The 23,945-nt window shown below is 67.3% G+C and carries 26 protein-coding genes; 6 read left to right on the top strand and 20 right to left on the bottom strand.

What is annotated here, in order from left to right; genetic code table 11:
* Positions 1-174: 174 nt before the first annotated feature.
* A complete protein-coding gene (locus M0R88_RS00855; RefSeq protein WP_248655077.1) occupies positions 175-765 on the top strand; it encodes a hypothetical protein in 591 nt (196 codons plus the stop codon).
* Here M0R88_RS00855 and M0R88_RS00850 read toward each other — a convergent pair.
* On the bottom strand, positions 726-1,595 hold the full coding sequence (locus M0R88_RS00850; protein WP_248655076.1) for a hypothetical protein: 870 nt from the start codon (positions 1,593-1,595) through the stop codon (positions 726-728). The two genes, M0R88_RS00855 and M0R88_RS00850, sit on opposite strands and share 40 nt — an antisense overlap.
* A 32-nt stretch (positions 1,596-1,627) precedes the next feature.
* Positions 1,628-2,341 carry an SDR family oxidoreductase gene (locus M0R88_RS00845; protein ID WP_248655075.1) on the bottom strand — a complete coding sequence of 238 codons (714 nt, stop codon included), beginning with the start codon at positions 2,339-2,341 and terminating at the stop codon, positions 1,628-1,630.
* Between the two features lie 134 nt (positions 2,342-2,475).
* Between M0R88_RS00845 and M0R88_RS00840 the strand changes: the two genes are divergently transcribed.
* Positions 2,476-2,772 (top strand): hypothetical protein, encoded by a 297-nt coding sequence (locus tag M0R88_RS00840; RefSeq protein ID WP_248655074.1) that lies wholly within the window; start codon positions 2,476-2,478, stop codon positions 2,770-2,772.
* Between the two features lie 50 nt (positions 2,773-2,822).
* Here M0R88_RS00840 and M0R88_RS00835 read toward each other — a convergent pair whose 3' ends face one another.
* The 9 genes from M0R88_RS00835 to rqcH all read right to left on the bottom strand — a co-directional run bounded on the left by M0R88_RS00835 (position 2,823) and on the right by rqcH (position 11,617).
* Positions 2,823-2,978: a hypothetical protein gene (locus M0R88_RS00835; RefSeq protein ID WP_248655073.1), complete on the bottom strand. Its 156-nt coding sequence runs from the start codon at positions 2,976-2,978 to the stop codon at positions 2,823-2,825.
* Positions 2,979-3,214: 236 nt separating this feature from the next.
* Complete coding sequence (locus M0R88_RS00830) at positions 3,215-4,228, bottom strand: amidohydrolase family protein (protein WP_248655072.1); 1,014 nt, start codon at positions 4,226-4,228, stop codon at positions 3,215-3,217.
* A 157-nt stretch (positions 4,229-4,385) separates the two neighbouring features.
* On the bottom strand, positions 4,386-4,808 hold the full coding sequence (locus M0R88_RS00825) for a DUF8215 family protein (RefSeq protein WP_248655071.1): 423 nt from the start codon (positions 4,806-4,808) through the stop codon (positions 4,386-4,388).
* Between the two features lie 6 nt (positions 4,809-4,814).
* A complete protein-coding gene (locus M0R88_RS00820) occupies positions 4,815-5,882 on the bottom strand; it encodes an mRNA surveillance protein pelota (protein ID WP_248655070.1) in 1,068 nt (355 codons plus the stop codon).
* Between the two features lie 52 nt (positions 5,883-5,934).
* Complete coding sequence (locus tag M0R88_RS00815; RefSeq protein ID WP_248655069.1) at positions 5,935-6,699, bottom strand: DUF4013 domain-containing protein; 765 nt, start codon at positions 6,697-6,699, stop codon at positions 5,935-5,937.
* 167 nt (positions 6,700-6,866) lie between these two features.
* Positions 6,867-7,688 (bottom strand): DUF4013 domain-containing protein, encoded by an 822-nt coding sequence (locus M0R88_RS00810; protein WP_248655068.1) that lies wholly within the window; start codon positions 7,686-7,688, stop codon positions 6,867-6,869.
* Between the two features lie 61 nt (positions 7,689-7,749).
* Positions 7,750-8,436 (bottom strand): DUF4013 domain-containing protein, encoded by a 687-nt coding sequence (locus tag M0R88_RS00805; RefSeq protein ID WP_248655067.1) that lies wholly within the window; start codon positions 8,434-8,436, stop codon positions 7,750-7,752.
* Between the two features lie 136 nt (positions 8,437-8,572).
* The gene (locus tag M0R88_RS00800; RefSeq protein ID WP_248655066.1) at positions 8,573-9,334 is read right to left on the bottom strand and encodes a DUF4013 domain-containing protein; all 762 of its coding nucleotides are present in this window, start codon (positions 9,332-9,334) and stop codon (positions 8,573-8,575) included.
* Between the two features lie 171 nt (positions 9,335-9,505).
* Positions 9,506-11,617, bottom strand: a complete 2,112-nt coding sequence (gene rqcH / locus M0R88_RS00795) for a ribosome rescue protein RqcH (protein ID WP_248655065.1) — start codon at positions 11,615-11,617, stop codon at positions 9,506-9,508.
* Positions 11,618-11,805: 188 nt separating this feature from the next.
* Here rqcH and M0R88_RS00790 point away from each other — a divergent pair, with 188 nt between their 5' ends.
* Positions 11,806-12,801: a hypothetical protein gene (locus tag M0R88_RS00790; protein ID WP_248655064.1), complete on the top strand. Its 996-nt coding sequence runs from the start codon at positions 11,806-11,808 to the stop codon at positions 12,799-12,801.
* Between the two features lie 41 nt (positions 12,802-12,842).
* Here M0R88_RS00790 and M0R88_RS00785 read toward each other — a convergent pair whose 3' ends face one another.
* Complete coding sequence (locus M0R88_RS00785; protein WP_248655063.1) at positions 12,843-13,712, bottom strand: MBL fold metallo-hydrolase; 870 nt, start codon at positions 13,710-13,712, stop codon at positions 12,843-12,845.
* 93 nt (positions 13,713-13,805) lie between these two features.
* Positions 13,806-15,461, bottom strand: coding sequence for a tRNA uridine(34) 5-carboxymethylaminomethyl modification radical SAM/GNAT enzyme Elp3 (locus M0R88_RS00780; RefSeq protein WP_248655062.1), 1,656 nt, complete (start codon positions 15,459-15,461; stop codon positions 13,806-13,808).
* 107 nt (positions 15,462-15,568) lie between these two features.
* On the opposite strand from M0R88_RS00780, the gene M0R88_RS00775 reads away from it, so the two are divergent.
* Positions 15,569-16,183 carry a hypothetical protein gene (locus M0R88_RS00775; RefSeq protein ID WP_248655061.1) on the top strand — a complete coding sequence of 205 codons (615 nt, stop codon included), beginning with the start codon at positions 15,569-15,571 and terminating at the stop codon, positions 16,181-16,183.
* A 13-nt stretch (positions 16,184-16,196) separates the two neighbouring features.
* On the opposite strand, the gene M0R88_RS00770 is transcribed toward M0R88_RS00775, so the two are convergent.
* Entirely contained in the window at positions 16,197-16,835 is a 639-nt protein-coding gene (locus tag M0R88_RS00770; RefSeq protein ID WP_248655060.1) for a phosphoesterase, read from the bottom strand.
* A 149-nt stretch (positions 16,836-16,984) separates the two neighbouring features.
* Between M0R88_RS00770 and M0R88_RS00765 the strand changes: the two genes are divergently transcribed.
* Positions 16,985-18,316 carry an MFS transporter gene (locus M0R88_RS00765; protein WP_248655059.1) on the top strand — a complete coding sequence of 444 codons (1,332 nt, stop codon included), beginning with the start codon at positions 16,985-16,987 and terminating at the stop codon, positions 18,314-18,316.
* 69 nt (positions 18,317-18,385) lie between these two features.
* Here the strand turns inward: M0R88_RS00765 and M0R88_RS00760 are convergent, their stop codons facing one another.
* The 6 genes from M0R88_RS00760 to M0R88_RS18635 form a co-directional block, all read right to left on the bottom strand.
* A complete protein-coding gene (locus M0R88_RS00760; protein WP_248655058.1) occupies positions 18,386-20,524 on the bottom strand; it encodes an OB-fold nucleic acid binding domain-containing protein in 2,139 nt (712 codons plus the stop codon).
* A gap of 68 nt (positions 20,525-20,592) precedes the next feature.
* On the bottom strand, positions 20,593-20,832 hold the full coding sequence (locus M0R88_RS00755) for a hypothetical protein (RefSeq protein WP_248655057.1): 240 nt from the start codon (positions 20,830-20,832) through the stop codon (positions 20,593-20,595).
* A gap of 189 nt (positions 20,833-21,021) precedes the next feature.
* Positions 21,022-21,285 carry a hypothetical protein gene (locus M0R88_RS00750; protein WP_248656740.1) on the bottom strand — a complete coding sequence of 88 codons (264 nt, stop codon included), beginning with the start codon at positions 21,283-21,285 and terminating at the stop codon, positions 21,022-21,024.
* Between the two features lie 319 nt (positions 21,286-21,604).
* Positions 21,605-22,255, bottom strand: a complete 651-nt coding sequence (locus tag M0R88_RS00745) for a YIP1 family protein (RefSeq protein WP_248655056.1) — start codon at positions 22,253-22,255, stop codon at positions 21,605-21,607.
* A 9-nt stretch (positions 22,256-22,264) separates the two neighbouring features.
* On the bottom strand, positions 22,265-22,849 hold the full coding sequence (locus tag M0R88_RS00740) for a thymidine kinase (RefSeq protein WP_248655055.1): 585 nt from the start codon (positions 22,847-22,849) through the stop codon (positions 22,265-22,267).
* Between the two features lie 75 nt (positions 22,850-22,924).
* Complete coding sequence (locus M0R88_RS18635) at positions 22,925-23,050, bottom strand: hypothetical protein (RefSeq protein WP_256468574.1); 126 nt, start codon at positions 23,048-23,050, stop codon at positions 22,925-22,927.
* A gap of 160 nt (positions 23,051-23,210) precedes the next feature.
* Between M0R88_RS18635 and M0R88_RS00735 the strand changes: the two genes are divergently transcribed.
* Entirely contained in the window at positions 23,211-23,945 is a 735-nt protein-coding gene (locus tag M0R88_RS00735) for a competence/damage-inducible protein A (protein ID WP_248655054.1), read from the top strand.

Genomic DNA, 23,945 nt, shown 5'->3' with positions numbered 1-23,945 from the left:
GATATAAACGGAACGATTCGGGAGCGGGCGGGCGATTTTTACCAATTTCTTGCTGACACGTCCGCCGGAGCGAGTCGGAATTTGACGAACGTCGAATAGAGTCACAGCGCGTCCGAGCGCCGGTCTCGCGGCGCTCCGGTACGTTCTTGGTCGCCGCCCGAGACGGACCGAGCGATGGACGACCACCTCCGACGCGGTCTCCCGTTCTTCCTCACGGTCGGCCTGCCCGCGGCCGGCGGCCTCGACTGGTACGCTCGCACGGGGTGCGAGGACTGCTACGGCGCGGGGCTTCCGCTGACGCTCGCGGGCTACCTGCTCGCGCTGGCCGCCGCGGTCTGCTTCGCGGCGCTGGCGTCGTGGCTCCTCGGCGAGGCGATAGAGCGCGCGCTCGACTGGCGAGTCGGACGGGCCGTCTTCGCGCCCTCCGGACGGACGCTGGCGGCCCTCGTGCCGGTGGTCGGCGTCGCGCTCGCGCTCGCCAGACCGCTGTTCGCGGGACAGACGACCGCCGACCCAGCAGTCTGGTCGCTCCTAGCGGTGCTGTACGCGCCGTTCGTCGCGGGCCTGTTCCCGGCGTTCGCGCTCCTGACCGCCGTCGAGTCGGGCCAGCAGGGCGTCGCGCTGTTCGTCGCTCTCGTCGGCTGTCTGCTGGCCGCGAGTCTCGCCGAGGTCGCGTGGCTCTATCTGTTGGCGACCGGTCTCGGACGCGTCGCGGCGGGCGTCGGTCAGCGCGTCGCGTCCACGAGGAACTCCTGGAGCGAGTAACCCGCCCAATCGGGGCGCTCGACGGTGACTCGGTTCCACTTCGAGAACGCGTAGACGGTTCTGCCGTGTTCGCGGGTCCGGTTCTCGCCATCGGTCTGCGAGAGCGCGGACTGACCGAAGACGAGGCGTCGGAGGTGGCCTCCCTCCTTGTCCACGACGAGCGTGAGGTTCGCGCGGAGTCCCCGCTCGCGGGCGAACGCGCCGTCGGTTATCTTCCGGGTCCCGGTCTGGAGGTAGTACGCCGCGTCGGTGTCGTTCACGCGCAGGACCAGCGTACTGTCGTTCTCGCGGACGACCGAGACGTTCGCGTCCGGTCGGCGGACGGCGCTCCAATCGGCCGGGAGACCGTAGAACGAGGTCAGCCGGCGGTCGGGGTCACACCGGTCGGGACCGTCGGTCTCGGGCGCGCGCGACCGCACCGACCAGCGACAGGTCTCGTCGGCGAACAGCACGGTACCGCCGGACTGCGTGCGAATCCGATTCTGTGACCCCTCGACCGCGGCGCTCAGGAAGACCCGGTAGTCGTGCGATGCGGACGACTCGGCGTCCGCGTCGTCTCCCGACTCGCCCGCATCGTCGGGCGCGAGCGGAATCCGCCACTCGACGGCGTAGTCGCGGTGGTCGAGTTGCGAGAGCGCGTCGAACGCGATTTCGTCGGGCGACTCGCCGAAGTCGAGGTCGTGGTCGGCGTGCGCGCCGGGGTCCGCGAGGCGGTAGCCGACGACGCCAAGACTGGCGAGCGAGGCGACGACGAGTACCGCGAGCAGGACCCGGCCGCGCGTGCCGTCGGGGACCATCCCGCCCGCAACGTCGGAGAGCCGTCCGTCCATACCGAGGGCATCGACGGCGACCTGATAAATCCTCAGGCTTCGCCGTACACCGGCACCGCTGCGCCGCTGGTGACGGGGGTCGCGTCCGAGCAGAGGACGAGGACCGTCGCCGCGATGTCGGCCGGTTGCACCCACTTCTCGTGGTCGGCGTCGGGCATCGTCTCGCGGTTCGCGGGCGTGTCGATGACGCTCGGCATCACCGCGTTGGCGCGTACCTCGCCCTTCTCCTCCTCGGCGATGCTCTCGGTGAGCAGGCGGACGCCCGCCTTCGACGCCCGGTAGAGCGCGTCGCCCTCGCCGCCTTCGAGCGACGAGCGCGCGCTGACGCTCACTATCGAGCCGTCGGCTTCGCGGAGGTGCGGAAGCGCGTGCTTGCTGGCGAGGAACGCCGTCTTGAGGTTCACGTCGAAGAGGAGGTCGAACGTCTCGGCGTCGGTCTCCGCGACGGGCGTGCCCCCGCGCCACGTCCCCGCGACGTTGGCGAGGTAGTCGAGACCGCCGTGGTCGTCCGCGATTTCGGAGACGACCTCCTTCACGCCCGCCTCGTCGGTGAAGTCGCCCTCGTAGAAGTCGATTCGCTCGCGGTCGGCGTCGAGGCGGGCGTCCTCGTCGTCGGGTGCCACCACGTCGGCCGCGGCGACCGTCGCGCCCGCGTCGGCGAACGCCTCGCAGACCGCGCTCCCGAGCGCGCCGCTCGCGCCTGTCACGAGTGCCACGTCGTCACCGAAGTCGAAACTGACGCTCATGCGGAGAAGCGTCTACGCGGAGCGGGTTAAAGTGGCGGGGCGAGTGAGGAGACGGTGAGTGCGAGTTCGCGTTCGGTCTCGGGAAGCGTCGGTGGACTCGCTCTCTCGGCGAAACGCTCTTCCTCCGGGACGTGTTGGAGTACTACGATATTCGCATGGAGTGGGAGGGGCCGGTCTACGCGTTCTTCGGAGTCGCGCTCCAGCTCTTGGCGTGGCAGAAGTACGCGGACGGACGGCCCGACGAGTGCTTGCTCGCGCTCCTCGCCGGAACCGTCTTCCTGCTCGTCGGCGTCGGATACCTCACCGAGTTCACGTCGTTCGTCGTGGCCGCCGCCGTCGTTCTCCTCGTTCCCGCGTCGTACTTCAGTCTGAAGGTCCACCTGAAGAACTCGAACCCGAAGTGGTGGCGCTGGTACGAGCGACAGTCGTGAACGCTCCGTGGGCGGCGGCGCGCGCCGAGTAGCGGCGCGCGCCGAACCGCTCACGAGCGATAGAGGTAGAGTACGACCACGAAGAACAGCAGGAGCGGGACCACCGGGGCAGCGGCCTCGAAGGGAACCAACAGTAGCAGTATCGCGCTCATCACGACGAACTCGATCACGACGAGGGCGCTTATCGCTTCGGTCGGGCTGGCCATCTCTCGACGGTGGTCGCCGAGAGATGTTAAATCCTCGCCACGACCGGGGCGCCGTTCGTGGTCGGTGGCATCGAGCACGTTCCGGAGTCTGTCACACCGAGCGCGCTCCGCGGTCTCTCCCGACGAGCGTGCGCCGCGTCCGCAGTCGCGGACGCAGTGCGGACGCCGGCCTGAGAAATACGGAGCCACTGCTACGAAACGAAAATCAGTCTCGAAGAAACGAAATTATTGTCGAGCTACAGAATCACGTCGGCCACGTCGCTCGCTCCGGCGCGGCGGACGACCGCGCGCACCACGTCCTGCGCGCCGGCGAGGTTGTCCGAGTCGCCGTCGAGGACGAGCAGTTTTCCGGCGCGGCCCTCCTCGATGACTCCGCAGTCCAGCCCCGCGATGCGCGCGCCGTTGAGCGTCGCCATCCGGAGGACCTCGCGCGCGCTCACGTCGGCCAGTTTCGCGGCGAACTCCATCTCGCGGAACATCGACGGCGAGTTGAGCATCACGTTGTCGGTGCCGAGCGCGACCGTCGTCCGGTCGGCGAGTTCCGCGATGGGCGGCACGCCGACGTCGGTCACGAGGTTCGAGCGCGGGCAGACCACGACCGGGATGGCGCTGTCCGCCAGTCGGTCGAGGTGGAGCGGTTCGGGGTGGACCATGTGGACGAGGAAGTCGGGGTCCAAGTCGAGCGCGGGGTTCACGTCCGAGGCGTCGCGCTCGCCCGCGTGGATGCCGAAGAGCTTGCCCGCCTCGGCGGTGGCGTTGCGCTCGCGCGAGAACTCGCCGTCGCGCGCCCCGCTCGCGCCGAACCCCTCGGCGGCCTCCATCGCCTCGACGGTCTCGCGGCCCAAGATGAACGGTTCGACGCCGAGACCCTCCGCGGCCTCCCGGAGCGCGTAGACGCCCTCGACGCCGCCCTCGCGGAATTCGAGGAACGACGCGGTGCCGGTCGTCTGCATGAATCGAATCGAGCGACGCATCGCTTCGACCTTCTCCTCGCGCGAGGCCGCCCGGAGGAGGCGGTGTTTCAGGCCGTCGGGCGGCGCGACGAGTTCGTCCAAACTCAGGCCGCCGCCGGCCTCCTTGGCGATGGAGTCGCCGATGTGTGTGTGAGCGTTGACGAACGCTGGCAGGACGATTTGGGAAGAATCGACGGACGCTTCCTCTACCGCGGCGATTTCGCCGTCCTCGACCACGACTCGGCCCTCGATGGGTTCGAAGTCCGGCCCGCGGAGGACGGTCCCCTCGACTATCATATCGGGTGAATTCTTCCGGACGGCCTTGAAGGTCCCTGTTCGTTCATCCGGGGGACGTGGTTCCGTTTGGAGATGCTCGATACGCGGTGATCGGGTTGGTCGTCAGAGTCGGAAGGTCGGTCGAGCGCGAGCGGTCGGGGTCCCGGCGCGCGCCGACTCACGGCTCCGGCGTTCCGAACCGGTAGGCCAGCGTCCGGAACCGGCCGACGGCGCGGGGGAGCGCGGCCATCCCGACGACGGAGACGAGTGTCGAGACGGCGATTCCGGCGAGGCCGACGCCCGAAGCGACGTGGGCGGCGGCCCCGGCGTAGGTCGCGGCCGCGACGGTCGCGCTGTAGTAGGCCGACCGGACCGGCATCGTGTGAAGGTCGCCCGGCGCAGGCCACTCGCCGAGGTCCACCCACGGTCCGCGGAAGGTCCCGGCCGCGCAGGTCGAGACCCCGATGGCGGTCAGCGCGGCGAGCGCGATGGGACCCGGCGGTTCGGCCGCGAGCAGGAGGACGAGCGCCGGAATCGACAGCATCGAGATTTCCAGCCCCGCGAAGAACACGTAGTCCAGCCAGCGTTCCACGTCCAGCATGGCGTCCTATTCGAGCCGATAGCGCAAGAGTGCGGCGATGCCCCCGAAGCCCGCGAGTTGGTCGCCCGGCGCGAACTCGCTGGAGAAGACCGTCACGTCGCCGCCCTTCTGCTCGGTCGTCCTGATGAGTTCGTTCACGTCGAACGCCCACTCGCCGTCGGCACCCCGCTCCTCGCGCAGGCGCTCGTCCAGAAGCAGGAGGTGTTCGATGGCTCCGAAGTCGGCGGCCTTCTCGACCTGCTCGGCACCGTAGGCGACCTTCACGCCCTCGCCGATGCGCTTGGTGAGTTCGTCGATGAGTTCGGCCTCCTGGGCGATACGGGTGTCCTTCTGGACCTCTTCGACCGCGCCGCGCTTGAGGACCTCGTGGACGCCTCGGTCGCCGACCGCGCTGGTGTCCACGGTGGTGATCTTCTCGGTCAGGTCCCGAGCGTTCTCCTCGACGTAGTCGAGCGCGTCCTGCTTGGTGAACCCCGGCCCGGCGAGGATGATGGCGTCCACGTCGAGTCGTTCGAGCGCGCCGGTCAGTTCCGCGAACAGTTCGTCCCGGCCGCGGGCGAACTCGCCCTTCCCGGTCGTGCCCGTGAACTCGGCGCGCTCTTCGGTGCCGTACTGGGCGACCGTGTGGATGTGGGCCTTCCCCTCCTCGACGGTGACGATGGCGACGTCGGCGTTCTCGGTGGCTTCCTCGGCCTCTTCGAGGCGGTCGAGTTGGTCGGTCTTCCAGACCTTCTCTATCGTCAGTTCCTTGTTCTCCTCGACGTTGACGGTGTGGTGCTGGCCGAGTTGGTCCTCGCGGGAGGCGCTCTCGATGACGCCGCTGATGCGCAGGCGGTTCGAGAACTTGTGGAACTCGGTGTCCTCGACTTCCAAGGTGACGTGCATGTGTTCGCGCTCGCCGCCGGTGTCACGCATCTGGTCGTCGTTGCGCTGGATGCGCCGGGTCGTGTCGGCGGCCACGAAGTCACCGGGTTCGAGGACGTAGGTGAGATGCCAGAGGTCGTCGAGGGTCTCGGGGACGAGCGCGATGCGCTCTCGGCGGCCCTCGGCGGGTTCTCTGCTCGTGATTCGCATACCGTTTCGTGCGTGCGTTGGAGGTAAGTGTCCTGCTATTCGGGGTGCCCTGTCAGCTTATCATCCGAGTGTCGTCGTCGGTCAGGCCGTCGTCGGTCCGGGTCTCGGGGGTCCGACCGCGGCCCTCGGGCGACTCCGAGTCGAGGTCCAACGCGTTGGCGAACGAGCGTCCGTAGATGTAGAACGTGGACACGCTGAAGAAGAAGTACACCCACGGCAGGAAGAGGATGCCGACGATAGTCAGCGAGATGAGGTTGGCGACCAGCCCTTGGACCGCGATGATTATGAACGCCAGCACCCAGCCCACGACGTACTCGGAACTGGTTGCCACCTCGAAGATGGTGTCGAAGTCGAAGCCCGCGCCGATGGTCCGCTCGCGCGCAAAGTTCACCTGCGCCGCGGGGGCGACGTAGCCGAACGCGAGCAACAGTACGAGGAAGAGGAGTCCGCCGCCCGCGGTGAACAGTCCCGCGAGGTCCTGACTGCCCGAGGCGGTACCGGCACCGATGCCGAGCAGGAAGAACGCGACGAACGCCGCGGTCGGCACGAGCAGGTAGAGGAACCCGAGGACGAGCGACTTCAGGCCCGTCATCATGACGCCGAAGCCGAAGTCGCCCCACTCGGGGATGTCGTCGTCCTCGCCGAGCGCCTCGCTCATCACCTCCACGAGGAACCCCTGAACCGCCAACATCGGGAGCAGGAGGAACGAGAACAGCAACAGGCCGCCCCCGATGAGGTTGGTCACGAGCCAGTCGTCGTCGGACATCGGGAACGAGAGTCCCCGCGTCAGCAAGTCGCCGGTCGAGCGTTCTGTCATGCCCTGAATTGACACATCCGTTACTTAAGTTTTCGTACTCCGTCTCCGACGACGAGAGGCCGTTTCGACGTTCTCGGGTCGGCGTAACCTCACCCCGCGATACCCCGACCCACCAGCCGCGCGACCACGACCAGCGCGTAGAAGCCGCCGCGCTACTCTCCGTCGCGCTACTCGCCGCCCTCGCGGCGGCGCTCCCGCCAGCGCGCGGCGTCCGCACCCCACTCCGCAGACCGGCCCGGCTCTCGGTCGTCTGCGCGGTCGGCGGTCGAATCGGGCGCGGAGTCGGCGGCCGGAGAGTCGGTGGCCGGAGAGTCCGCGACCGCCGACTCGTCGCTCGCGGCCGCGTACCCCCGGCCCCACAAGTGGACGGCCACGACCCCGGAGTAGAAGTTGAGTCCGGTTCCGAGGACGTGCCCGACCAGCGGCACGCCGACGTCCAGCGCGCTGAGACCCGCGTACCCCACCGACCCACCCGCGAACGCGCCGAAGCCGGCGAGCCACCTCGCGAAGTACCGCCGGTCGGAGATGACCCGCCAGACGGCCCGCAGTTCGAATCCGGCCCTGATAGACTGCTCGCGGGCGACGCGAGTCAACGCGGCGGGCACGAAGTACCACGCGGGGAACGCCAGTAGCCCGACCGCCGTGACCAACAGCGCGCCGATTACCAGCGCACCGAACGCGGCGCCGAGGCCGGTGTTCGCCCCGCCTAGCACGAGCGTGATGACCCCGAGAACGGCGACCGCGACCACGCCGACGAGCAGATACCCGGCGAGGACCGCCCACGTCCGAAACCCGGACGCGAGCAGGTCGCCGACGGACTCGAACGACGGAGCGTCCGCGCCGCGGGAACTCCGGTCGAGGACCCGGCCGTAGTAGCCGGTGACGACGAGCGCGGGAAGTATCAGTACACCGAGCGCACTCAGCGCCGCGCCGACGGCCAGCGTCCGAGCGGGCGTCTCGCCCGACAGCGGGTATCGGAGCCAGTCCACGAGTGTCCTCAACGAACGGTCGTCGTTCCGATAAGTCTTCGCGTACGACCGTGGAGAGCGGTCAAGCGACCCCGCGACCCACCAGCCGCGCGACCACGACCAGCGCGTAGAAGCCGCCGGCGAGCGCCGCCACCTCGCCCGGCCGCCCGAACGCGGCCAGCGATCCGAGCGCGACGGCGAAGACGACGCTCGTGACGACCGCCGCGACCAAGGCGACGAAGTAACCGCCGCTCCGCGCGCTCCGGACGAGTCGCCCGCGGTCGAGCGCCGCGCCGAGGGTCCGGGTCCGGGCGACCCCGGCCAGCGCCGCGGGCAGGAGGTAGGCGAACCCGAGCGAGAGGAAGAGGACGACCGTGCCCGCGCCGAAGACGAACAGCGTGGTCCCGAACGACTCGGGTCGTCCGCCCGCGCTCGCGCCGCCGACCGTCAGGACGAGGACCGTCGCGGGGACCGAGAGGTAGCCGACCGCGACGACGACCGCGCGCAGGCCGTCGGCCGCCAGCGTGCGGACGTTCCCGAATCGGGGCGGCGCGTCCGCGGACGCCGCGGACGCGCCGGACGACTCGACGGTGGCCCGAAACACCGACTGGGCGTAGCCGGCCAGCAGGACGGCGGGGACGAGCGAGAGGACCGCGAGGACGCCGAGTCGCGCGAGGAGTCCGAGCGTGACGACGAGAATCGCGCCGACGAGCAGGGTCTCCTCGCGGTCCTCGCCGCGAACCGGGTAGACGAGCGCCTCGCTGAGCATGCACGGAACTTCGAACGCGGGAAGTTAGGTCTGGCTACTCGCCCGTGAGAACAGGAAGCGGAGAGAGCGGACGAGAACTCGGGAGCGGACGGAGACTCGAACGCGGACGGAGGTTCGGGAGCATCGACCTCGGACTTCAGGCGGTCGCTCGCTCGCTTCCGCCGACGGTCTCTCGGCGGTCGGTCGGGGTCGCCTCGCGGTACCCCTGTCCGTAGAGCGCGAAGGCGACGGCGTCGAGGTAGAACGTCGCGAACGGAATCAGCACCCACCCGACGAAGGGTATCGAGGCGAGAGCGCCGACCAGCGCCCCGCCGACCACGAGGACGACCAGCGCGACCAGCCAGCCGGTCGCGTAGGAGTTCGTAGTGACGACGCGCCAGAGCGGTCGGAACTGGAACGCCGCGCCGAGCCGACCCTCGACCGCGAGGCGGGCGAGCGCGGCGGGCAGGACGTACCACGCGACGAGCGCGGTCAGCCCGGCGAGTGCGAGACCGCCGAAGACCACGACCACGCTCAGGAGGTCGGGACCGACGTTCGTGACGGGTTCGGCGACCGTCGCGGGGTCGGTCGGGAGGCCCGCGTCGGACTCCACGACCGTCGTCTCGACCGAGAAGACGACCAGACTCGCCGCCACCGCGGTCAGCAGGACGACCGGGAGCGCGAAGTACGCCAGCGTGACCACGATGGCCTTGAGGCCCTCGGCGAACAGGTCGCCCCAGTCGTCGAACGACGGCGCGGGTTCCTCGGCGTTCGTCCGGGCGAGGACGCGCTGGAGGTAGCCCGCGACGAACACCGCCGGAATCAGGAGCCACGAGAACAGGGTGAGTAGCCCGCCGACGAGTAACGTTTTGGTGCCGTCGTCGCTGTCTACGACGTATCTGAGTGCTGTTTTGAACATTGTAAACTCCGAGCGGGCGCTTCGGCTTCCCGAAGAAAGTGGCTCGCTTACAGTAAGTAGGTTCGCTAACAGCTTAGTCTTTGCGTGGCTGGACGTGGCGCGGTGCGGTGTGAGGAGGACGGGAAAATCGAGGTGGCCCGCGCTCGCGCGGGCCACCTCGATACGCCGCCGCTACTCCTCCTTCATCCGACTCCCGCCCGGCGGCAGGAACTCCTGAATCAGGTCGGGACTCGCCACTTTCCGGACGAAGGAGGTGTCGGCGAATCGCTCGCGGAACGCCCGATAGATGCGCTTGGCGATGTCGTTCTGGGCGTAGCGTCCGGGTTCGACCGCGACGTGGGTCTCGACCTGCGGGACGATGGCCTCGGGCGGCCCGCCGAGGACGCGGGTGTGGGGTTCACACGAGATGCCGACCGCGACGCCGACCTCGACGTCGCGGAAGTACTCGCGGTCGCCGCGGATGGCGAACCCGCCCTTCTCCAAGTACTCGCCGCTCTCGGGCGTCTTGCTCACTTGGTCGGGCGTGACCATGTAGGCGTCCCCGGCGAACCGACTGTCCTTCCAGACCGACGAGTACGAGACCGCGAACTGGGCGGCCTCGCGCTTGCTCCGTTCGGGCACGTCCACGTCGCGGGAGGGTTCGCTCGGGTCGGAGGTCTTGAGGACGGTGACGGGACCGCCGTGGGCCTGCGCGTGGAAGAACAGGTCGTTGCCCTCCAAGTACTTCTGGACCAGTTCCTCGTTCTGGTCGGCGTTGCGCCCGCCGATGACGAGGAAGCCGTCGCTGGTCCGGAACCACCGGAACCGCTCGTACCACTGTTCCTGCTGGCGGACCGGAATCGACTGGCGGGAGAGCCAGTCCACGTCCTCGTGGTCGTCCTCGTCGTCCCCATCCTCACCGTCGTCCGGTTCGGCCTCCCACTCCTCCTTGCGCCGTTCGACTTCCTCCAAGTCCTCGCGGGTGTCCTCGATGGCGGCGAGCGCGCCCTCCTTCTTCCCCTCGATGCGCTTGGCCTCGGTGTAGAGTCGGTCGGCGTTCTTCTCGACCCCCATCTCGGCGTCGAGCGGCACGTCCACGCCGTCGAGTTCGACCGTGACCGTGCCGTTCTCGGGGTCAACGCCCTGCACGGCTTCGGCGGCCTCGATGCCCTGCTCGGCCCCTTCCTCGAAGCGGGCCTCGATTTCGTCCCACGAGGTCCCCTCGTCCAGCGCGTTCCGGACCGTCGTGAGGATGTCGTCGGCGAGTCCGTAGTGGCCGTAGAGTCGTTCGGCCTTCTCGCGTTCCAGTTCGGCCTCCTGCTCGAAGCCCTCGATGGCCTGCTCCTGCTGTTCGATGATGCGTTTCTGCTTCTCGATTTCGGCCTCGAAGTCGGGGCGCTGGTCGCCGACGGACTGCTCGGCCTCCGTCTCGCCCTCCGGCACGAAGTTGGTGAAGTAGTAATCGACCGCCTCGTTGAAGGTGTCGAACGCCTCGCCGTCGCGGTCGGCGTACTCTTCGAGGGGCATCGGCGTCACGTCCACCAGCACGTCGTCGTCCCGGTAGACGCGGGGGTCGAAGTTCCCGGTCCGGACCGGTTCGGCGAGTCGCTGGATGGCCTCGAAGATGGCCTCGTAGTCGCTCTCGTCGGCGTCCGCGATGTCTTTCCCCTTCTCGACGCCGGCGCGCGTACAGACCTCCTCGGCGTAGAGCCCCCCGAAGTTGAGTTGCGTGGCGAGGGTTCGCACGAGGTCGGTGTCCGACTCGTCCATGTGGGCCACCAAGGTCTCGTACTCGACTTCGAGGGGGTTGATGCGCTCGTCGGGGAACTCGTACTGGCTCCCCGGCGCGACGGTCCGGGACTTGAGTCGCACGGTGTCGAGGCTGTCCACGACCTCGTTGTTCTCGTCCAGCACGGCGAGGTTGCCCTGTCCGAACAGTTCGGCGACGATGGTGGTGTCCTCGTCGCCGCGCTCGAAGTGGAACTGGAGGATGCGGTCGAAGCCGTACTGCTCGACGCCGGCGAAGTCCGCGCCCGAGAGCCGATTGCGGAGCATCATGGCGAAGTTCGGCGGTCGGCCCGGCGCGTCGGGAACGTTCTCCGGGGCCGAGACGTGGGCGCGCTTGGTCTCGCCGACCTCCACGATGAGTTCGACGCGGCCGCGGTCGAAGTCCCGCATCTTGAGTCGCAGGAGGTCGTCGTCGTAGAGGTAGGCCTTGTCGAGTTTCGCGCCCTCGTACGCGCCGAGTTCCGCGACTACGGCGGCGAGGTCGATACTCGACAGTTCCCGCTTGACGTCGGTCATACGTAGCCCAAACAGGGCCTGCGGTATCCCGGTTACGTTTCCCGGAGGTTATTCCGGGCCGAATCGAAACCGAACGTAGAGAGGTCAGAACGCCCACAGACGACCGAGCCAACAAGACTACAAACGCCCCGCGGACTCGACCGAGTACGTCCGCGGTCGGGGTCTTCGACCGCGGGGGAGATTCCGACATGACCAACCACGACTACAGCACGCCGTCGCGGGGGAGTTCGAACTGGCACGAGCCGATGAACCGCAACTTCGAACGACTCGATACGGACGTGGAGATACGCGACGAGGAGGCGAACCGGGGCCAGTACCAACCGAAGCAGGGCACGAAGTTCCTCGCCACCGACACGGGCGCTCGCTACCTCGCCGACGGGTCGAACTGGCACCGACTCCAGTATCCGACGAGCGAGTCCCGGAGCGCCGAGGTGACCAACTTCGGCGGGACCCGACCCGCCATCAACACCGAGAAGACCTACGTCAAGGTCGCCGCCGACGGGAGCGGCGACTACGAGTCGATACAGACGGCCATCGACGAGGAGTTCCCGTGGCTCATCCAGCGGCCGGTCCAGATCGACATCCGGCCGGGCACCTACGACGAACACGTGATGTTGCCGCCGTATCTGGCGAACTGGGCCGAACAGAGCGAGCGAGACGAGCGCGTCCCCGTCGAACTCAAGGGGAACCGCGACGACCCCGAGAGCGTCAAAGTGCGCTCGCTGATGGCGACCGGGGGCGTCGGCGCGACCCAAGCCATCGGTATCACGTTCGACGGCGCGTGCAAGTGGGACAACGAGGCCTGCGCCGTCGCGTCGTACAACACCTACCGACTGGCGCTCTACGACTGCAAGATAGACGCGCCGGGGAACGCGATGGTCGCCTACAACGGCCACCTCAAGGTCGGTCGCACCGAGGTCAACGCGCGCGGCGAGGCGGGCGGCGACAACGGGAACACCGGGTGGGGAGCGAAGGTCAAGAACATGGGGTACTACTGGGCGACGGCCGACGGGACGACCGGTAGCGTCAGCGGTCCGGCGTACAACATCGATTCGGGAATAATCGCGTTCAACCACGCCGGCCGCGGCCACTTCGACGGCGACCCGCTCGTCTCGAACACCGGCGGCGGGTTCGCCATCAACGAGGGCACGAAGAAGATTCACGGGCTGAACGGGTTCGCGTAGCTCGCTTCCGACCGAGTCGGAGCGCCCCCCGGCGACCGTCTTCAGACCTCCAACGTCATCCCGTCGTGCCCGAACTCGACGTCGAGGTCGGCGTACTCGTCGGCGAGGTCGGCGTACTCGCCGGGGCGACGCCGGTAAATCTCCTCGATTTCGGTCAGGACGGTCCGGTCGGGGGAGACGGTCCGGACCTGTTCGAGCGTCTGGTCGAAGGTGGTCTGGTGGTCGGTCTCCTCGGTCCAGAGTTCGTCGGTCATGATGGGTTCGCCGTCGCCCGTCTCCCGGAAGTAGCCACACTCCTTGACCCACAAATCGAGGTCGTCGGGCACCTTGTCGAGGTCTAGAAACGTCGTCTCGTCGGGGAAGACGAGCACCGAGGCGTCGCTCTCGGAGAAGCAGTAGCCCATCGCAGCGTCTTCCGGACCGCCGGGGTCCAAGGGTGCGCCGACGGCCGTGACTTCGATGCCGCCTCCAAGGTCCATCGTCTCGCCGTCCGCCAGAAACTCGAACTCGGCGTAGCCGCGGTCGTCGTACTGGGCTTCGATGTCGAGCGACTCGGCGATGCGGTCGTACGTCGTCTCGCTCATCACGACCGTCGCGGGGTCCTCGTTGTCCCAGTCTTCGAGGGGATACTGCGGGCGACCGATGGCTTGGACCACTCGCAGGCCGCCGACGTGGTCCATGTGGTGGTGCGAGAGGAAGATGTACTCCACGTCGGTCACGTCCTCGCGGTTCAGCATCGCCCAGATGGACTCGGGCGCGTCCACCAGCGCGTCGGCCTCGTGGACGAAGGTCGAGTTGCCGAGTCTGGCGTGGGGTCGGCCCTTCTCGCGGGCGGGTTCGCAGACGCGACAGTCGCAGGTCGGCATCGGGGTCTGGGAATCGCCGCCCGAGCCCAAGAGGGTGAGGTGCATGGGGCGGATAGCGGACTCGCGGTAATGAGGCCACTGGCAGAGGAGAGGTGTACGTCGAATCTGTCATAGCGGCGTGAGAACACCTGCCGGCGATTACAGTCGCTTGCTCACGTACGGCCCGTCCTGATGGTAGCCCAACTTCTCGCGGTAGTACTCGCGGGCACCGATGCCCGAGATGACGCTGACCTTCCCGTAGCCCGCGTCGGCCGCCAACTCCTCGGCCTTCCGGAGCAGTTTCGTGCCGTAGCCCTTGTGCTGCCAGTCGTAGGACTCGTCGCCGACCTCGACCATCGGGCCGTAGACGTGGAGTTCCCGCACGAGGGCGGCGTCTTCGAGTTCCCGGCGCACCGGATTTCCGGGTTCGCGCAGGCGGCAGAAGCCTATCAGGAGGTCCTTGTCGGGGTCCTCGTAGCTGATGAAGTGTTCCGTGCCGCCAGCGGCCTCGTAGGTCATCACGTCGAGTTCGACGTTCTCGGGGTCCTCGTCGTTCATCCCGACCTCGCGACACCGGATGCAGTCGCAGGTCCAGCCGTGGTCGTCCATCTTCTTCCGGGCCAACTGCCGGAGGTTCGACTTCCAGACCCCGGCGTCGATGAAGTCCGCGGGGATGTCGCGCTGGACGCGCTGGAGGCGGGTGTACTTCGGAATCATCGACTTGATCTCCGCGACCAACTCGGCGGCCTCCTCGTTCTGGAGCGGTTCGTACTCGTCGCGGTGCCACCAGTCGTAGGTCGCGGTGCCCCGGACGACGAGCGTCGGGTAGATTTTCAGGTAGTCGGGCTTCCACTTCTCGTCCTCGAACAGTCGCCGGAAGTCTTCGAGACACATCTCCTTGGACATTCCCGGCTGGCCGGGCATCATGTGGAAGCCGACCTTGAACGCCGAGTCCCGGAGTCGCCGGTTAGCGTCGATGGAGGCCTGCACGCCGTGGCCCCGGTGCATCTCGCGGTTGATTCGCTCGTAGGTGGTCTGGACGCCGACCTCGACCTTCGTGCCGCCGAGGTCCAGCATCCGATTTATCTGCTCGGGGTCACACCAGTCGGGCTTGGTCTCGAAGGTGATGCCGATGGCGCGGACGTCGTTTCGCTCGTTCTCGGCGATGACGTCCTCCAGATAGCGGAAATCGACGTTTTGGGGGTCCTCCGCGAAGCTGACGCCCTCGGCGGGCTCGGGCGATTTACCGGTGTCGTAGTCGTTCATCGCCTCCAGCGCGCGCTTGACGAACCACTCCTGATAGTCGTGGGAGCGCGCGGTCATCGTCCCGCCCATCAGGATGAGTTCGACCTTGTCTACCGGGTGGCCGATTTCGCGCAGCTGTTCGAGGCGGAGCGTCACCTGCCCGTAGGGGTCGTAGTCGTTCTGGACGCCGCGGGCCGCCGCCGGTTCGTGACCGGTGTAGCTCTGCGAGGAGGAGAACTCCGACCCCGGCCCGCCGGGACAGTAGAGACACTTCCCGTGCGGGCACTGGTGGGGACTCGTCATGATGGCGACCGGCGAGACGCCCGAAGCGGTCCGAACCGGCTTGTTCTGGAGGACTTCCTGTAGGTCTTCGCGGCGCTCCTCGGGCGCGTAGTCGAGCAGTTCGGAGTTCTTGGGCACCTTCGGCGAGGAGTGCTCCGAGCAGACCGACAGCTTCTCGCTTTCCAACTCGTCGCGCTCTACGTCGCCGTCGAGGATGCGCTCGACGAGTTCTTCGCAAACCCGCTCGAACGCCTCGGTCTCGGTGGCGTCCGGCGTCTCGGTACTCATTACGTGGTATTTGGTCGGTTAGTCGGGAAAAGGGTGTCGTCTACGCGTCCGGTATGGAAACGACGAATCGGAAATTATAACTCTTTCATCGGATTTGTTTTCTCAAAATGGAGAAGGAATATGAAGATACTGCTGTCTTTCTTCTCATCGGAGTGTATGGGTTTATTCTGATGGCAATGCTCGCTGATTTCGCTTATCGCTACACACCACCTGCTGGAGATGGGGTGCAAGGATTCAATTGTTTCCTATTCCCAATGCCAATCATCCTTTTATTTTGGTTCTTCGCTTCCAATAGGTATGCAATACTTCAGAAAAAACCTCTCCACCTCCCAGTTAGAGCCATAGTTTTGATATTCCTATATATAGTGTTATCATATTTCGGTACGGATGGTTGGTCTTATGCATTCATGGGAGTCACCGTAGCATATTCTGTTCTTTTAGCCATGATATTTGAAGTATATCTAATTCCCATTAGGCCAGAAAGACTCCGAAACATGACTGACAAACAACTGAAATTCTACGCCTCGAACTGGCGGTTTGCCGTTCAATTGCTTGTTACTGGCTCAATCGCTGCTGGAGTCGGGTTATTTTACAAAGGCATTACTACCGATAATTTTGTCCCAAAACATCTCATTTTCCTACTAGGAGTTCCGGCAGTTGGAGTTATATCCAGCATATTACACCTATCTCGGAAGATTTGGGCAGTTCAAGACCACATATAGTTTGTGATTATCCCTACGAAACCGCCGAGTCCGATTCCGCGCGCACCTCCCCGCCGGTCTGGTACCAGTACGCGGCGGCCACGACGGCCGCGATGACGAGGAACGCGGCGACCGACTGCGCCCAGTCGTGAGCGCCCAGATACACCCGGTTCGGGACCATCACGACCGGCACGGCGAGCGTCGGCCAGAACCGGCGCTCGACCAGCGTCAGGTAGAGCGTCGGGACGAGCGCCATCGTGACGTGGCCCGAGAAGTTCCAGAACGGCGAGAGCGCGGCGTAGGGCACCGTCGCGGCGGCGAGGGCCTCCATGTACCCCGGCACGAGCGACCCCCAGTCGAAGCGGTGCCAGACGAGCCACGTCACCCCGGCGGCGAACAGCACGCCGGAGGCGACCAGCGCGTCCACCTGCCACGCGTTGCCCTTCGTGACCTGATAGAGCCCCTGCCCGGTGACGAGGACGTAGGCCGCAGTCGGAACGAGCGAGGAGGCCCCCGCGGCGAGGAAGGCACCGAGACGGCGCGCGAACGCCGCTCGGTCCGCGTCCTGCTCCGCCCACTCGTAGTGAATCAGGACGACCGCCCCGATGCCGACCATCACCCCCGGATGGAAGACGTAGGGGTACAGTTCCATCGCCGTGTCGAACGCGTTCATGTCGGACGCAGTACGCCCCGGCGAGGCAAAACGTCGCTGGCGGACGAATCGCCGACCGGCCCGCTCGGCCCGACGCCTTGCGCGGCCGGATGTGATGGGATAACATCTCAAAGAAGACTCAAATCGTTGTGTGACAATTGTCACACCACATGCCGAGACGCCCCGACGTGTGCGAAATCCGCGCGGCGCTCGCAGACCGCCTGCCGTCGCGTCCGGTGGGCGTCTTCTACTGCTACGTCCTCTCGCGGTCGCTGGCGTTCACCGTCCCCATCTACGTCATCTTCTACCAGTCGCGTGGTCTCTCGCTCGCGCAGTTCGGCCTGCTCGAAGCGACCTACACCGTCGCGGTCCTCGGGTTCGAGTTTCCGACGGGGTATCTGGCCGATCGCGTCGGCCGCCGGAACGGTCTCGCGCTCGCCAACGCGCTCGGTGCCGTCGGCGCGGTCGGCTACGCGCTCGCCCACTCGTTCCCGGCGTTCCTCGCGGCGGTGGTCGTCCGTGCGGTCGGCGCGACGTTCTCCTCCGGTGCCTCGGACGCGTGGCTCTACGAACTGCTGGCCGCCGAGTCCGCCGAGGCCGAGTTCGCGCGCGTCTCGGGTCGCGCCCGCGCGCTCGGCCTCGCGGGGCAGGCGGGCGCGGCCCTCGTCGGGAGTCGCGCCTACGCGGTCAGCCACCTCCTGCCGTGGGCGTTGGACGCCGCGGCGCTGATAGCGGGCGTCGGCCTGCTCGTCGCCGCGGTGCCGTCGGAGCGGGCCGAGGAACGTACAGCGACCCCGAAAGCTAACGAGAATATTTCGGAGAAACACGAGGAGACGGCCGAGAGCGTCGGGGACACGCCCGACGACTCCGACCACCTCTCCGTCGCGGCGGCCATCGCGGTCACGCGGACCGCGCTCGCTCGGCCCCGACTCCGGTCATTCGTGGCCGTCACGTCGCTGTTCCTCGGGGTCGTCTCGGCGGCGCTCCTGTTCGTCCAACCGGTCGGCGTCGAGGTACTCTCCATCGACCCCGCGCGCCTCGGCGGGGTCTACGCCGGACTGACGTTCGTCTCGGCCGTCGCGGCGAGCCAAACCGGTCGCGTCGAGTCGCTGGTCGGCGTCTCGACGTGGTTCCGGGTCGCGCCCGTCCTCGCGGCGGCCGGCCTGCTCGCGGTGGCGGTCGAACCGTGGGTCGCGCTCCCCCTGTTCTTCGTCCTGCGGGCGCTCGCGGCCACGTCGCGGCCGCTCGCCGACGGCCGCATCAACGACGAGATTCGGTCGCGCGGCCGGGCGTCGGTTCTCAGCACCGTCTCGATGCTCCGGTCGGTCGCGGTCGCACCGCTCAAACTCGCGGCCGGAGCGCTCGCCGTCGCCGCGCTCCCGACGATGCTGGCGGCGCTCGGCGCGGTCTTACTGGTCGGCGTCGGACTCGTCGCGCTCGTCGGGACGCGCGCGCCGGACGCTGCAGAAACCGTCCGGCAGTCCGAGGCGAACTCCGAGTAACGAGCGACGCGAACTCGGCAGTCCGACTCGTCTGAGTTCGAGAAGGAGAATCGGCGTTTCGCGGACCGACTACAGTCGCTGGCTGATGGCCTCGACCACGGCGTCGAGCGCGGCGTCGCGCTCGCCCGTGAGGAACTCGACGGCTCCGTCGCGGGTGCCCTTCGCCGAGATACCGGCGTTCGGGGCCTCGTCGGCGGCGTCGGCGGCGACCTCGCGGACGTTGACCCGGCCGTCGCTCCTGACGTGAATCTCGTCCTCGCCGAAGCCGAGCGTGACGTGTTCGTCGCCGGGCGCGCCCTCCGCGCCGAGTTCGCGGCGGTGAATCTCGTCCAGCAGGACACCCGTCGGCGGGAAGTCGAAGCGGTGGGTGAACGCCTCGGTGTCCAGCACGGTGAAGGAGACGCCGTTCGCGCCCCGGACCGAGAGGTTCGGCTCCACGGTGTCGAGTTCGGTCTCCAGCTTCTCGCGGAACTGCTCGCCGACGTGTTCGGCGAGGTCGCGCTTCTCGTGCTCGAAGAGGAGGTCCGTGATGAGCTCGCGCTTGTCCTCGTAGGACTGGTAGAACGCTTCGAGCGCGACGGCCTCGCGGAGCGCCGTGGTGTGGTCGGCGTCGTAGCCCGCGTCGCTGGCGAGGTCGGTGTAGTCGTCGGGCGCGTCGTCCCAGTAACTGACCGCCGGGAGGTGCGAGACGTCCTCGCGCACGTCGGCGTTGACGTGGGCCGCGACGTTCGCACCGAGGACGCCGACCGTCAGGTCCGCCGCGTCGGTCCCGTCGAGGTAGGGGTTGACCGCTACGTCGGCGAGGTCGGCCACGCCCTCGTCGGGGTAGCCCGCGTCCACGGTGACTCGCGGCGCGTCGTAGATGTCCAGCAGTTCGAGACCGTCACGGGACTCGTCGGTGCTCCCCGCGGCGACGAGGACGAACAGCGGCAGTTTCTCGTCGTGGCGCTCGCGGTTGTCGAGCATCGTCGTCACGTCCTTCGTCGCGTCGGCCATGTCGTAGTCGCCGCCTTCGAGCGGCCGCCGGTCGAAGAAGTGGTACTCGGCGTCGCTCTTGGCGTGTTCGTCGCGGACGAGCGGCAGGACCGCGCGCTCGATTGCGGCACCGGCGACGTAGCCGTCGGCGGTGGCGTTGTGCCGGACGATGACCGGACGGGACTCCATGACGGCGCGCCGAATCTCCTCGGCGGCGTCGCGGATGCGGCCGTGGACCGCGGCGACCGACTCGTGGTCGGCCAGCAGGTCCACGTCGTCCGGTCGGGCCTCACTCGTCAGCGCGGCTTCGAGTCGGTTCTCGACGGCCTCGCGGTCCTCGCCCGCCAGCTTCTCCAGTTCGTCGGTCTCGACCTGTAGCTCGTTGTTCCGGAGCTCGACCACGCCGTCGAGTCGGACGTGGTCGCCGGTCTCGACCTCGGGGTAGGCGCGGACGCCCGCCTCCACGAACGCGGCGCAGTCCACGGTCGCGGTCTCGTCGCGGACCTCGAAGACGGTCGGGCCGCTGGTCTGGCGCGCGCCGACGACTTCGCCCTCGATGCGGACTTGCTCGTCCACGCGGTCGCTCAGGCTGTCGATGGTGACGCGGGCGCGTTCGGAGTCAGACTCGTCGGCGTCGGTCGTCTCCTCGGCCTCGCGCTCGGTGTCCTGTTCACTCTCAGCTTCCTGCTCGTTCTCGGTTTCCTGCTCGCTCTCGGCGTCCCGCTCGGGCTCGGACTCGTCGGTGGACTCGCTGGTCTCGGCCGCCTGCCGTTCGGCGGGGTCGACCGTGCCGGAGCCGTCGGTGGTCGCCTGCTGGTCGTCGGTCTCGTCGGCGTCGTCGGTATCGGCCTCTTCGGGGAGGATAGCGCCCTTCTCGGGGTCGTCGATGAGCTTCCCTCGGAACTCGCGTTCGGACTGGCGAATCGACCAGCCGAGGTCCACGTTGCCGTTGTCGCGGACGCCGGTGACTTGAACGAAGACGGTCTGGCCCTCGTCCCAGTCGAGCGAGTCGAGTCGCTGGTCGAGCTCGCTCTTGTGGAGCAGGCCGGTCACTCGGTCTCCGATGTTGACGAAGACGCCGAACTCGGCGAAGCCGTCTACTGTTCCGCTGTAATACCGTCCCGGCGTCAACTGATTCGGGTTGTCGCCGGCGAATTCGAAGAGGACGTCCTGCTCGTGGCTGTCGCAGATGGCACCGTCGGCAGGAGTCCCGCAGATGATACACGAACCCATCTTATACGCGAGAAATATAGCCCCGGCCTAAAACTGTTGTCGAAACTGGCCCGCCGAATCGAGACAAATTACTCCTCCTCGAACGCCTCCGCGCCCGGGAGGTCCGCGACGCCCTCGTGGGTGCCCACGTACTCGGCGTCCGCGACCGCCTGCGCGAAGTCCTCCACGCGCCGATACTCCCGAATCGCCAAGACGTGGCTCTCCTCGACGGCGAAGACGATTTCGTCGGTCCCGTCCCGGTGCTGGTAGTGGTCGCCCTTCTGGGGGTCCTCGTGGTCGTGCGAATCGTCGGGCTCGTCGTGTCCCATCCCATCGGATTGGGACGCGAGAGAACTTTAAAGTTGACCGGGACAGTTGAACCCAGATACCGTTCGGTGCTGGGCGATGCGGCGGCGATTGCGGTGCTGTATGGTGGCGAGGCCGGACGGTGCTGGGCGGTTTCAGAGAAGTCGATGATAACCCGCGTCGCTGTTGCAGTCACGCCCGAAATTCAGCGCCTACTCGAAGACCGGGCTGTCGTCTTCCATCGCCTCGATGTCGTCAGCGATGTCGCGGACCTGCTCGGGGAACAGCGCGACCTGTACTTCGTTGCCCTCGTCGTCCTCGCAGACGATTTTCACGCGCTTGTCGCCGAACTCGCGGGCCTCGGCCGACTCCACGTCGAACAGTTTCGCGGTCCCGGACTTGTTCGAGGGGCCGACGTTTTGGATGGCTCCGTCCTTCAACTCGACCATGAAGTCGTCGAGGATGAGATTGAGCATGGCGTACAGTTCGTCGGGCACGGTCTTATAAGTGGGCGGGTCGGAGTTTGTCGAGGCGAAAAGACGGGCGAGGAGTGGGTATCGTCAGTAGCGAGGAGGGGGAACGCGACGAGAAGCTAGCCTCAGGCTTGAGCATGGGAGTCAACCGCACTGCAACCGCACGGCACCGCGGCGGCCACGTCCTCCCCAACCGATTGCGTTGCTCACTTCGTTTCGCTACTCATCCCTCGCGCGCTGAAGGCGCGACCACTGACGGGTCGCGCCAGCACGCACCGAGGTGGAGACATTTGGTGAGTCGAAACGACCGGAGAACCCACTCTCAGACCGCCACGCAGACCTCTGCGCCCAACTCCACGACCCGGAAACAGACCTCGCTGGCGTTCCAGACGACCAGTTCGTTCGCGGCCGCGAACCCTCGGAAGGCGTAGCCAAACACTATCGCGGCGGGAATCGCGCCGGCGACGAGCGCCCGGAGCGTCGAGGTCTCGTGGACCGTCCGGAGGCCCACGAAGAACAGGACCGCGCCGTAGAGCGCGCAGGCGCCCCGGAGCGTGGGACTCGGAATCCCCGCGAGGACGCACGGCGCGGTCGCGTAGGCGATGACCTGCACCGTCTCGCTGGTGCCCGCGCGGTCGCGGACGAGTGCCATCAGCAGGACCGTCTGGAGCGCCGCCGTCAGGTGGAGGACCGCGGGGGCGACGAACACCGTGGCGAGCGCGAGACCGAACAGCGCCGCGAGCGCGGGACGACCGCCGACGGAGGGTGCCGCGCCGGGGACCAGCGCGAACCGGGTCGCCTCCTCCAGCAGGACGACCGTCATGGCGAAGACGAGGCCCGGCGCTTGGTCGCCCGGCGCGATACCTCGCTCGAAGAATCGCCGGGGACCGGTGAGGACTTCCAGCCACGCCCGAGCGAGCGCCGCGGGACCGCGGTCGCGCCCGCCGGTCGGGTTCTCGACCCACTGGGTCATTGCTCGACTCTAGTCGGTCCGGAGGGTATGACAGTTCCGACATCGCGCTTCGTAGGACTCGTCGGCACCGACCATGATGGTCGGGTCCTCGACGTGGGCCGGTTCGCCGTCGATGAGCCGCTGGTTCCGAGTCGCCGGTTCGCCGCACTGGGCGCAGATGGCCTGATACTTGTCCACGTACTCCGCCAGCGCGACCAGCCGCGGCAGGGGTTCGAAGGGTTCGCCCCGGAAGGTCTGGTCGGTGCCCGAGACCACCACGCGCCGGTCGTCGTCCGCGAGGAACTCGCAGACCGCCACGAGGTCCTCCGAGAAGAAGTTCGCCTCGTCGATGGCGACGACCTCCTCGCCGTTCAGTTCCTCGGGGATGTCCCAGACGCCGTCTTCGGGGTCCACGACCGTCGCGTCCCACTGGCGGCCGTTGTGCGACCCCACCGTGCCCTCGCCGTACCGGTCGTCCAGGGACGGCTTGAACGCCGCGACCTCTTGACCGGCGATTTCGGCCCGGCGGAGCCTGCGGAGCAGCTCCTCGGTCTTGCCCGAGAACATACAGCCGGTGACGACTTCGACCCACCCGCTGTTCGTTATCTTGTGCATGTCCGTTCCGCGCTCACAGGAGCATCAAAAGGGTTGCCGATTCGCGTCGGCGACCTGTGACGGCACGGGCTATCGTCACGCCGCCGACGGTCTCGGCGACGGGCCGCCGCGCTCCAGAATCTCGTCCACTATCTCTCCGAAGTCCGGTGCCTCTCTGTCGTGGTCGGGTTCGTCGGAGGGGTAGTGCGGAACTACCGGCATGCTACCACCTTCTCACCGAGCAATGACGCGTCGGAGTAAAATATCGTTTACTGTCTCTTTCGTGACGAGCGCGCGGCTAGCGTTCGGAGGGGTCGTTTCCGGGGTGAAAGCGGTGTCACGACCACGCCCCTTTTGTCTGCGGCCGACTTCCCTTCGGTCGATGGAGGTCGCTATCCTCACCGTCGGCGACGAAGTGCTCGCGGGCGACACCGAGAACACCAACGCGACGTGGCTCGCGGGCCGACTCAGCGACGCCGGCGCGACGGTCGCGCGCATCCTGACGATACCCGACGACCGGGAACTCGTCGCCGAGACGGTCCGCGAGTGGGCCGACTCCTTCGACGCGGTGGTCGTGACGGGCGGCCTCGGCGGGACCCACGACGACGTGACCGCCGACGCTATCGCCGACGCGTTCGACCGCGACCTCGCGGTGGACGACGCCGTCCGCGATGACGTGATAGCGACCGTGGCGGCGTACCGCGACGAGAACCCCGAGACGGTCGCGGCCCACGAGTTGGACCTCGACGTAGACGCGTGGGCGGCACTACCCGAGGGGAGCAGACCGCTCCTGAATCCGGAAGGGCTGTGTCCCGGTTGCGTCCTCGAAAACGTCTACGCGTTCCCCGGCGTCCCGACGGAGATGCAGGCGCTCTTCGAGCAGGTCGCCGACGAGTTCGGCGGCGACGTGGTCTCGGCGACGCTCTACACGCCCCAACCGGAGGCCTCCCTGCTGGACGCGGTTGCCGGCGTGCGCGAGGAGTTCGACGTGACCGTCGGGAGCTACCCCGCCACCGACGCACGGAACCGACTGAAGGTGTCGGGGTCGGACTCCGAGACGGTCGCGGCGGCCGCCGAGTGGTTGCGCGAGCGCGTCGAAGTCGTCGCCGAAGAATAA

It is taken from the genome of Halorussus gelatinilyticus, assembly GCF_023238445.1.
Taxonomy (GTDB): Archaea; Halobacteriota; Halobacteria; order Halobacteriales; family Haladaptataceae; genus Halorussus; species Halorussus gelatinilyticus.
This window is presented reverse-complemented; position numbering and strand designations above follow the sequence as displayed.

Coding starts and splice junctions, on each gene's coding strand:
- M0R88_RS00855 (WP_248655077.1), top strand. CDS start 175: ATGGACGACCACCTCCGACGCGGTCTCCCGTTCTTCCTCACGGTCGGC.
- M0R88_RS00760 (WP_248655058.1), bottom strand. CDS start 20,524: ATGGGTTCGTGTATCATCTGCGGGACTCCTGCCGACGGTGCCATCTGC.
- M0R88_RS00815 (WP_248655069.1), bottom strand. CDS start 6,699: ATGACAGAACGCTCGACCGGCGACTTGCTGACGCGGGGACTCTCGTTC.
- M0R88_RS00750 (WP_248656740.1), bottom strand. CDS start 21,285: ATGCTCAATCTCATCCTCGACGACTTCATGGTCGAGTTGAAGGACGGA.
- M0R88_RS00835 (WP_248655073.1), bottom strand. CDS start 2,978: ATGGCCAGCCCGACCGAAGCGATAAGCGCCCTCGTCGTGATCGAGTTC.
- M0R88_RS00825 (WP_248655071.1), bottom strand. CDS start 4,808: ATGCTGGACGTGGAACGCTGGCTGGACTACGTGTTCTTCGCGGGGCTG.
- M0R88_RS00735 (WP_248655054.1), top strand. CDS start 23,211: ATGGAGGTCGCTATCCTCACCGTCGGCGACGAAGTGCTCGCGGGCGAC.
- rqcH (WP_248655065.1), bottom strand. CDS start 11,617: ATGACCGACGTCAAGCGGGAACTGTCGAGTATCGACCTCGCCGCCGTA.
- M0R88_RS00830 (WP_248655072.1), bottom strand. CDS start 4,228: ATGATAGTCGAGGGGACCGTCCTCCGCGGGCCGGACTTCGAACCCATC.
- M0R88_RS00790 (WP_248655064.1), top strand. CDS start 11,806: ATGACCAACCACGACTACAGCACGCCGTCGCGGGGGAGTTCGAACTGG.
- M0R88_RS00805 (WP_248655067.1), bottom strand. CDS start 8,436: ATGCTCAGCGAGGCGCTCGTCTACCCGGTTCGCGGCGAGGACCGCGAG.
- M0R88_RS00800 (WP_248655066.1), bottom strand. CDS start 9,334: ATGTTCAAAACAGCACTCAGATACGTCGTAGACAGCGACGACGGCACC.
- M0R88_RS00785 (WP_248655063.1), bottom strand. CDS start 13,712: ATGCACCTCACCCTCTTGGGCTCGGGCGGCGATTCCCAGACCCCGATG.
- M0R88_RS00745 (WP_248655056.1), bottom strand. CDS start 22,255: ATGACCCAGTGGGTCGAGAACCCGACCGGCGGGCGCGACCGCGGTCCC.
- M0R88_RS00740 (WP_248655055.1), bottom strand. CDS start 22,849: ATGCACAAGATAACGAACAGCGGGTGGGTCGAAGTCGTCACCGGCTGT.
- M0R88_RS00755 (WP_248655057.1), bottom strand. CDS start 20,832: ATGGGACACGACGAGCCCGACGATTCGCACGACCACGAGGACCCCCAG.
- M0R88_RS18635 (WP_256468574.1), bottom strand. CDS start 23,050: ATGCCGGTAGTTCCGCACTACCCCTCCGACGAACCCGACCACGACAGA.
- M0R88_RS00775 (WP_248655061.1), top strand. CDS start 15,569: ATGGAGAAGGAATATGAAGATACTGCTGTCTTTCTTCTCATCGGAGTG.
- M0R88_RS00845 (WP_248655075.1), bottom strand. CDS start 2,341: ATGAGCGTCAGTTTCGACTTCGGTGACGACGTGGCACTCGTGACAGGC.
- M0R88_RS00770 (WP_248655060.1), bottom strand. CDS start 16,835: ATGAACGCGTTCGACACGGCGATGGAACTGTACCCCTACGTCTTCCAT.
- M0R88_RS00820 (WP_248655070.1), bottom strand. CDS start 5,882: ATGCGAATCACGAGCAGAGAACCCGCCGAGGGCCGCCGAGAGCGCATC.
- M0R88_RS00765 (WP_248655059.1), top strand. CDS start 16,985: ATGCCGAGACGCCCCGACGTGTGCGAAATCCGCGCGGCGCTCGCAGAC.
- M0R88_RS00850 (WP_248655076.1), bottom strand. CDS start 1,595: ATGGACGGACGGCTCTCCGACGTTGCGGGCGGGATGGTCCCCGACGGC.
- M0R88_RS00780 (WP_248655062.1), bottom strand. CDS start 15,461: ATGAGTACCGAGACGCCGGACGCCACCGAGACCGAGGCGTTCGAGCGG.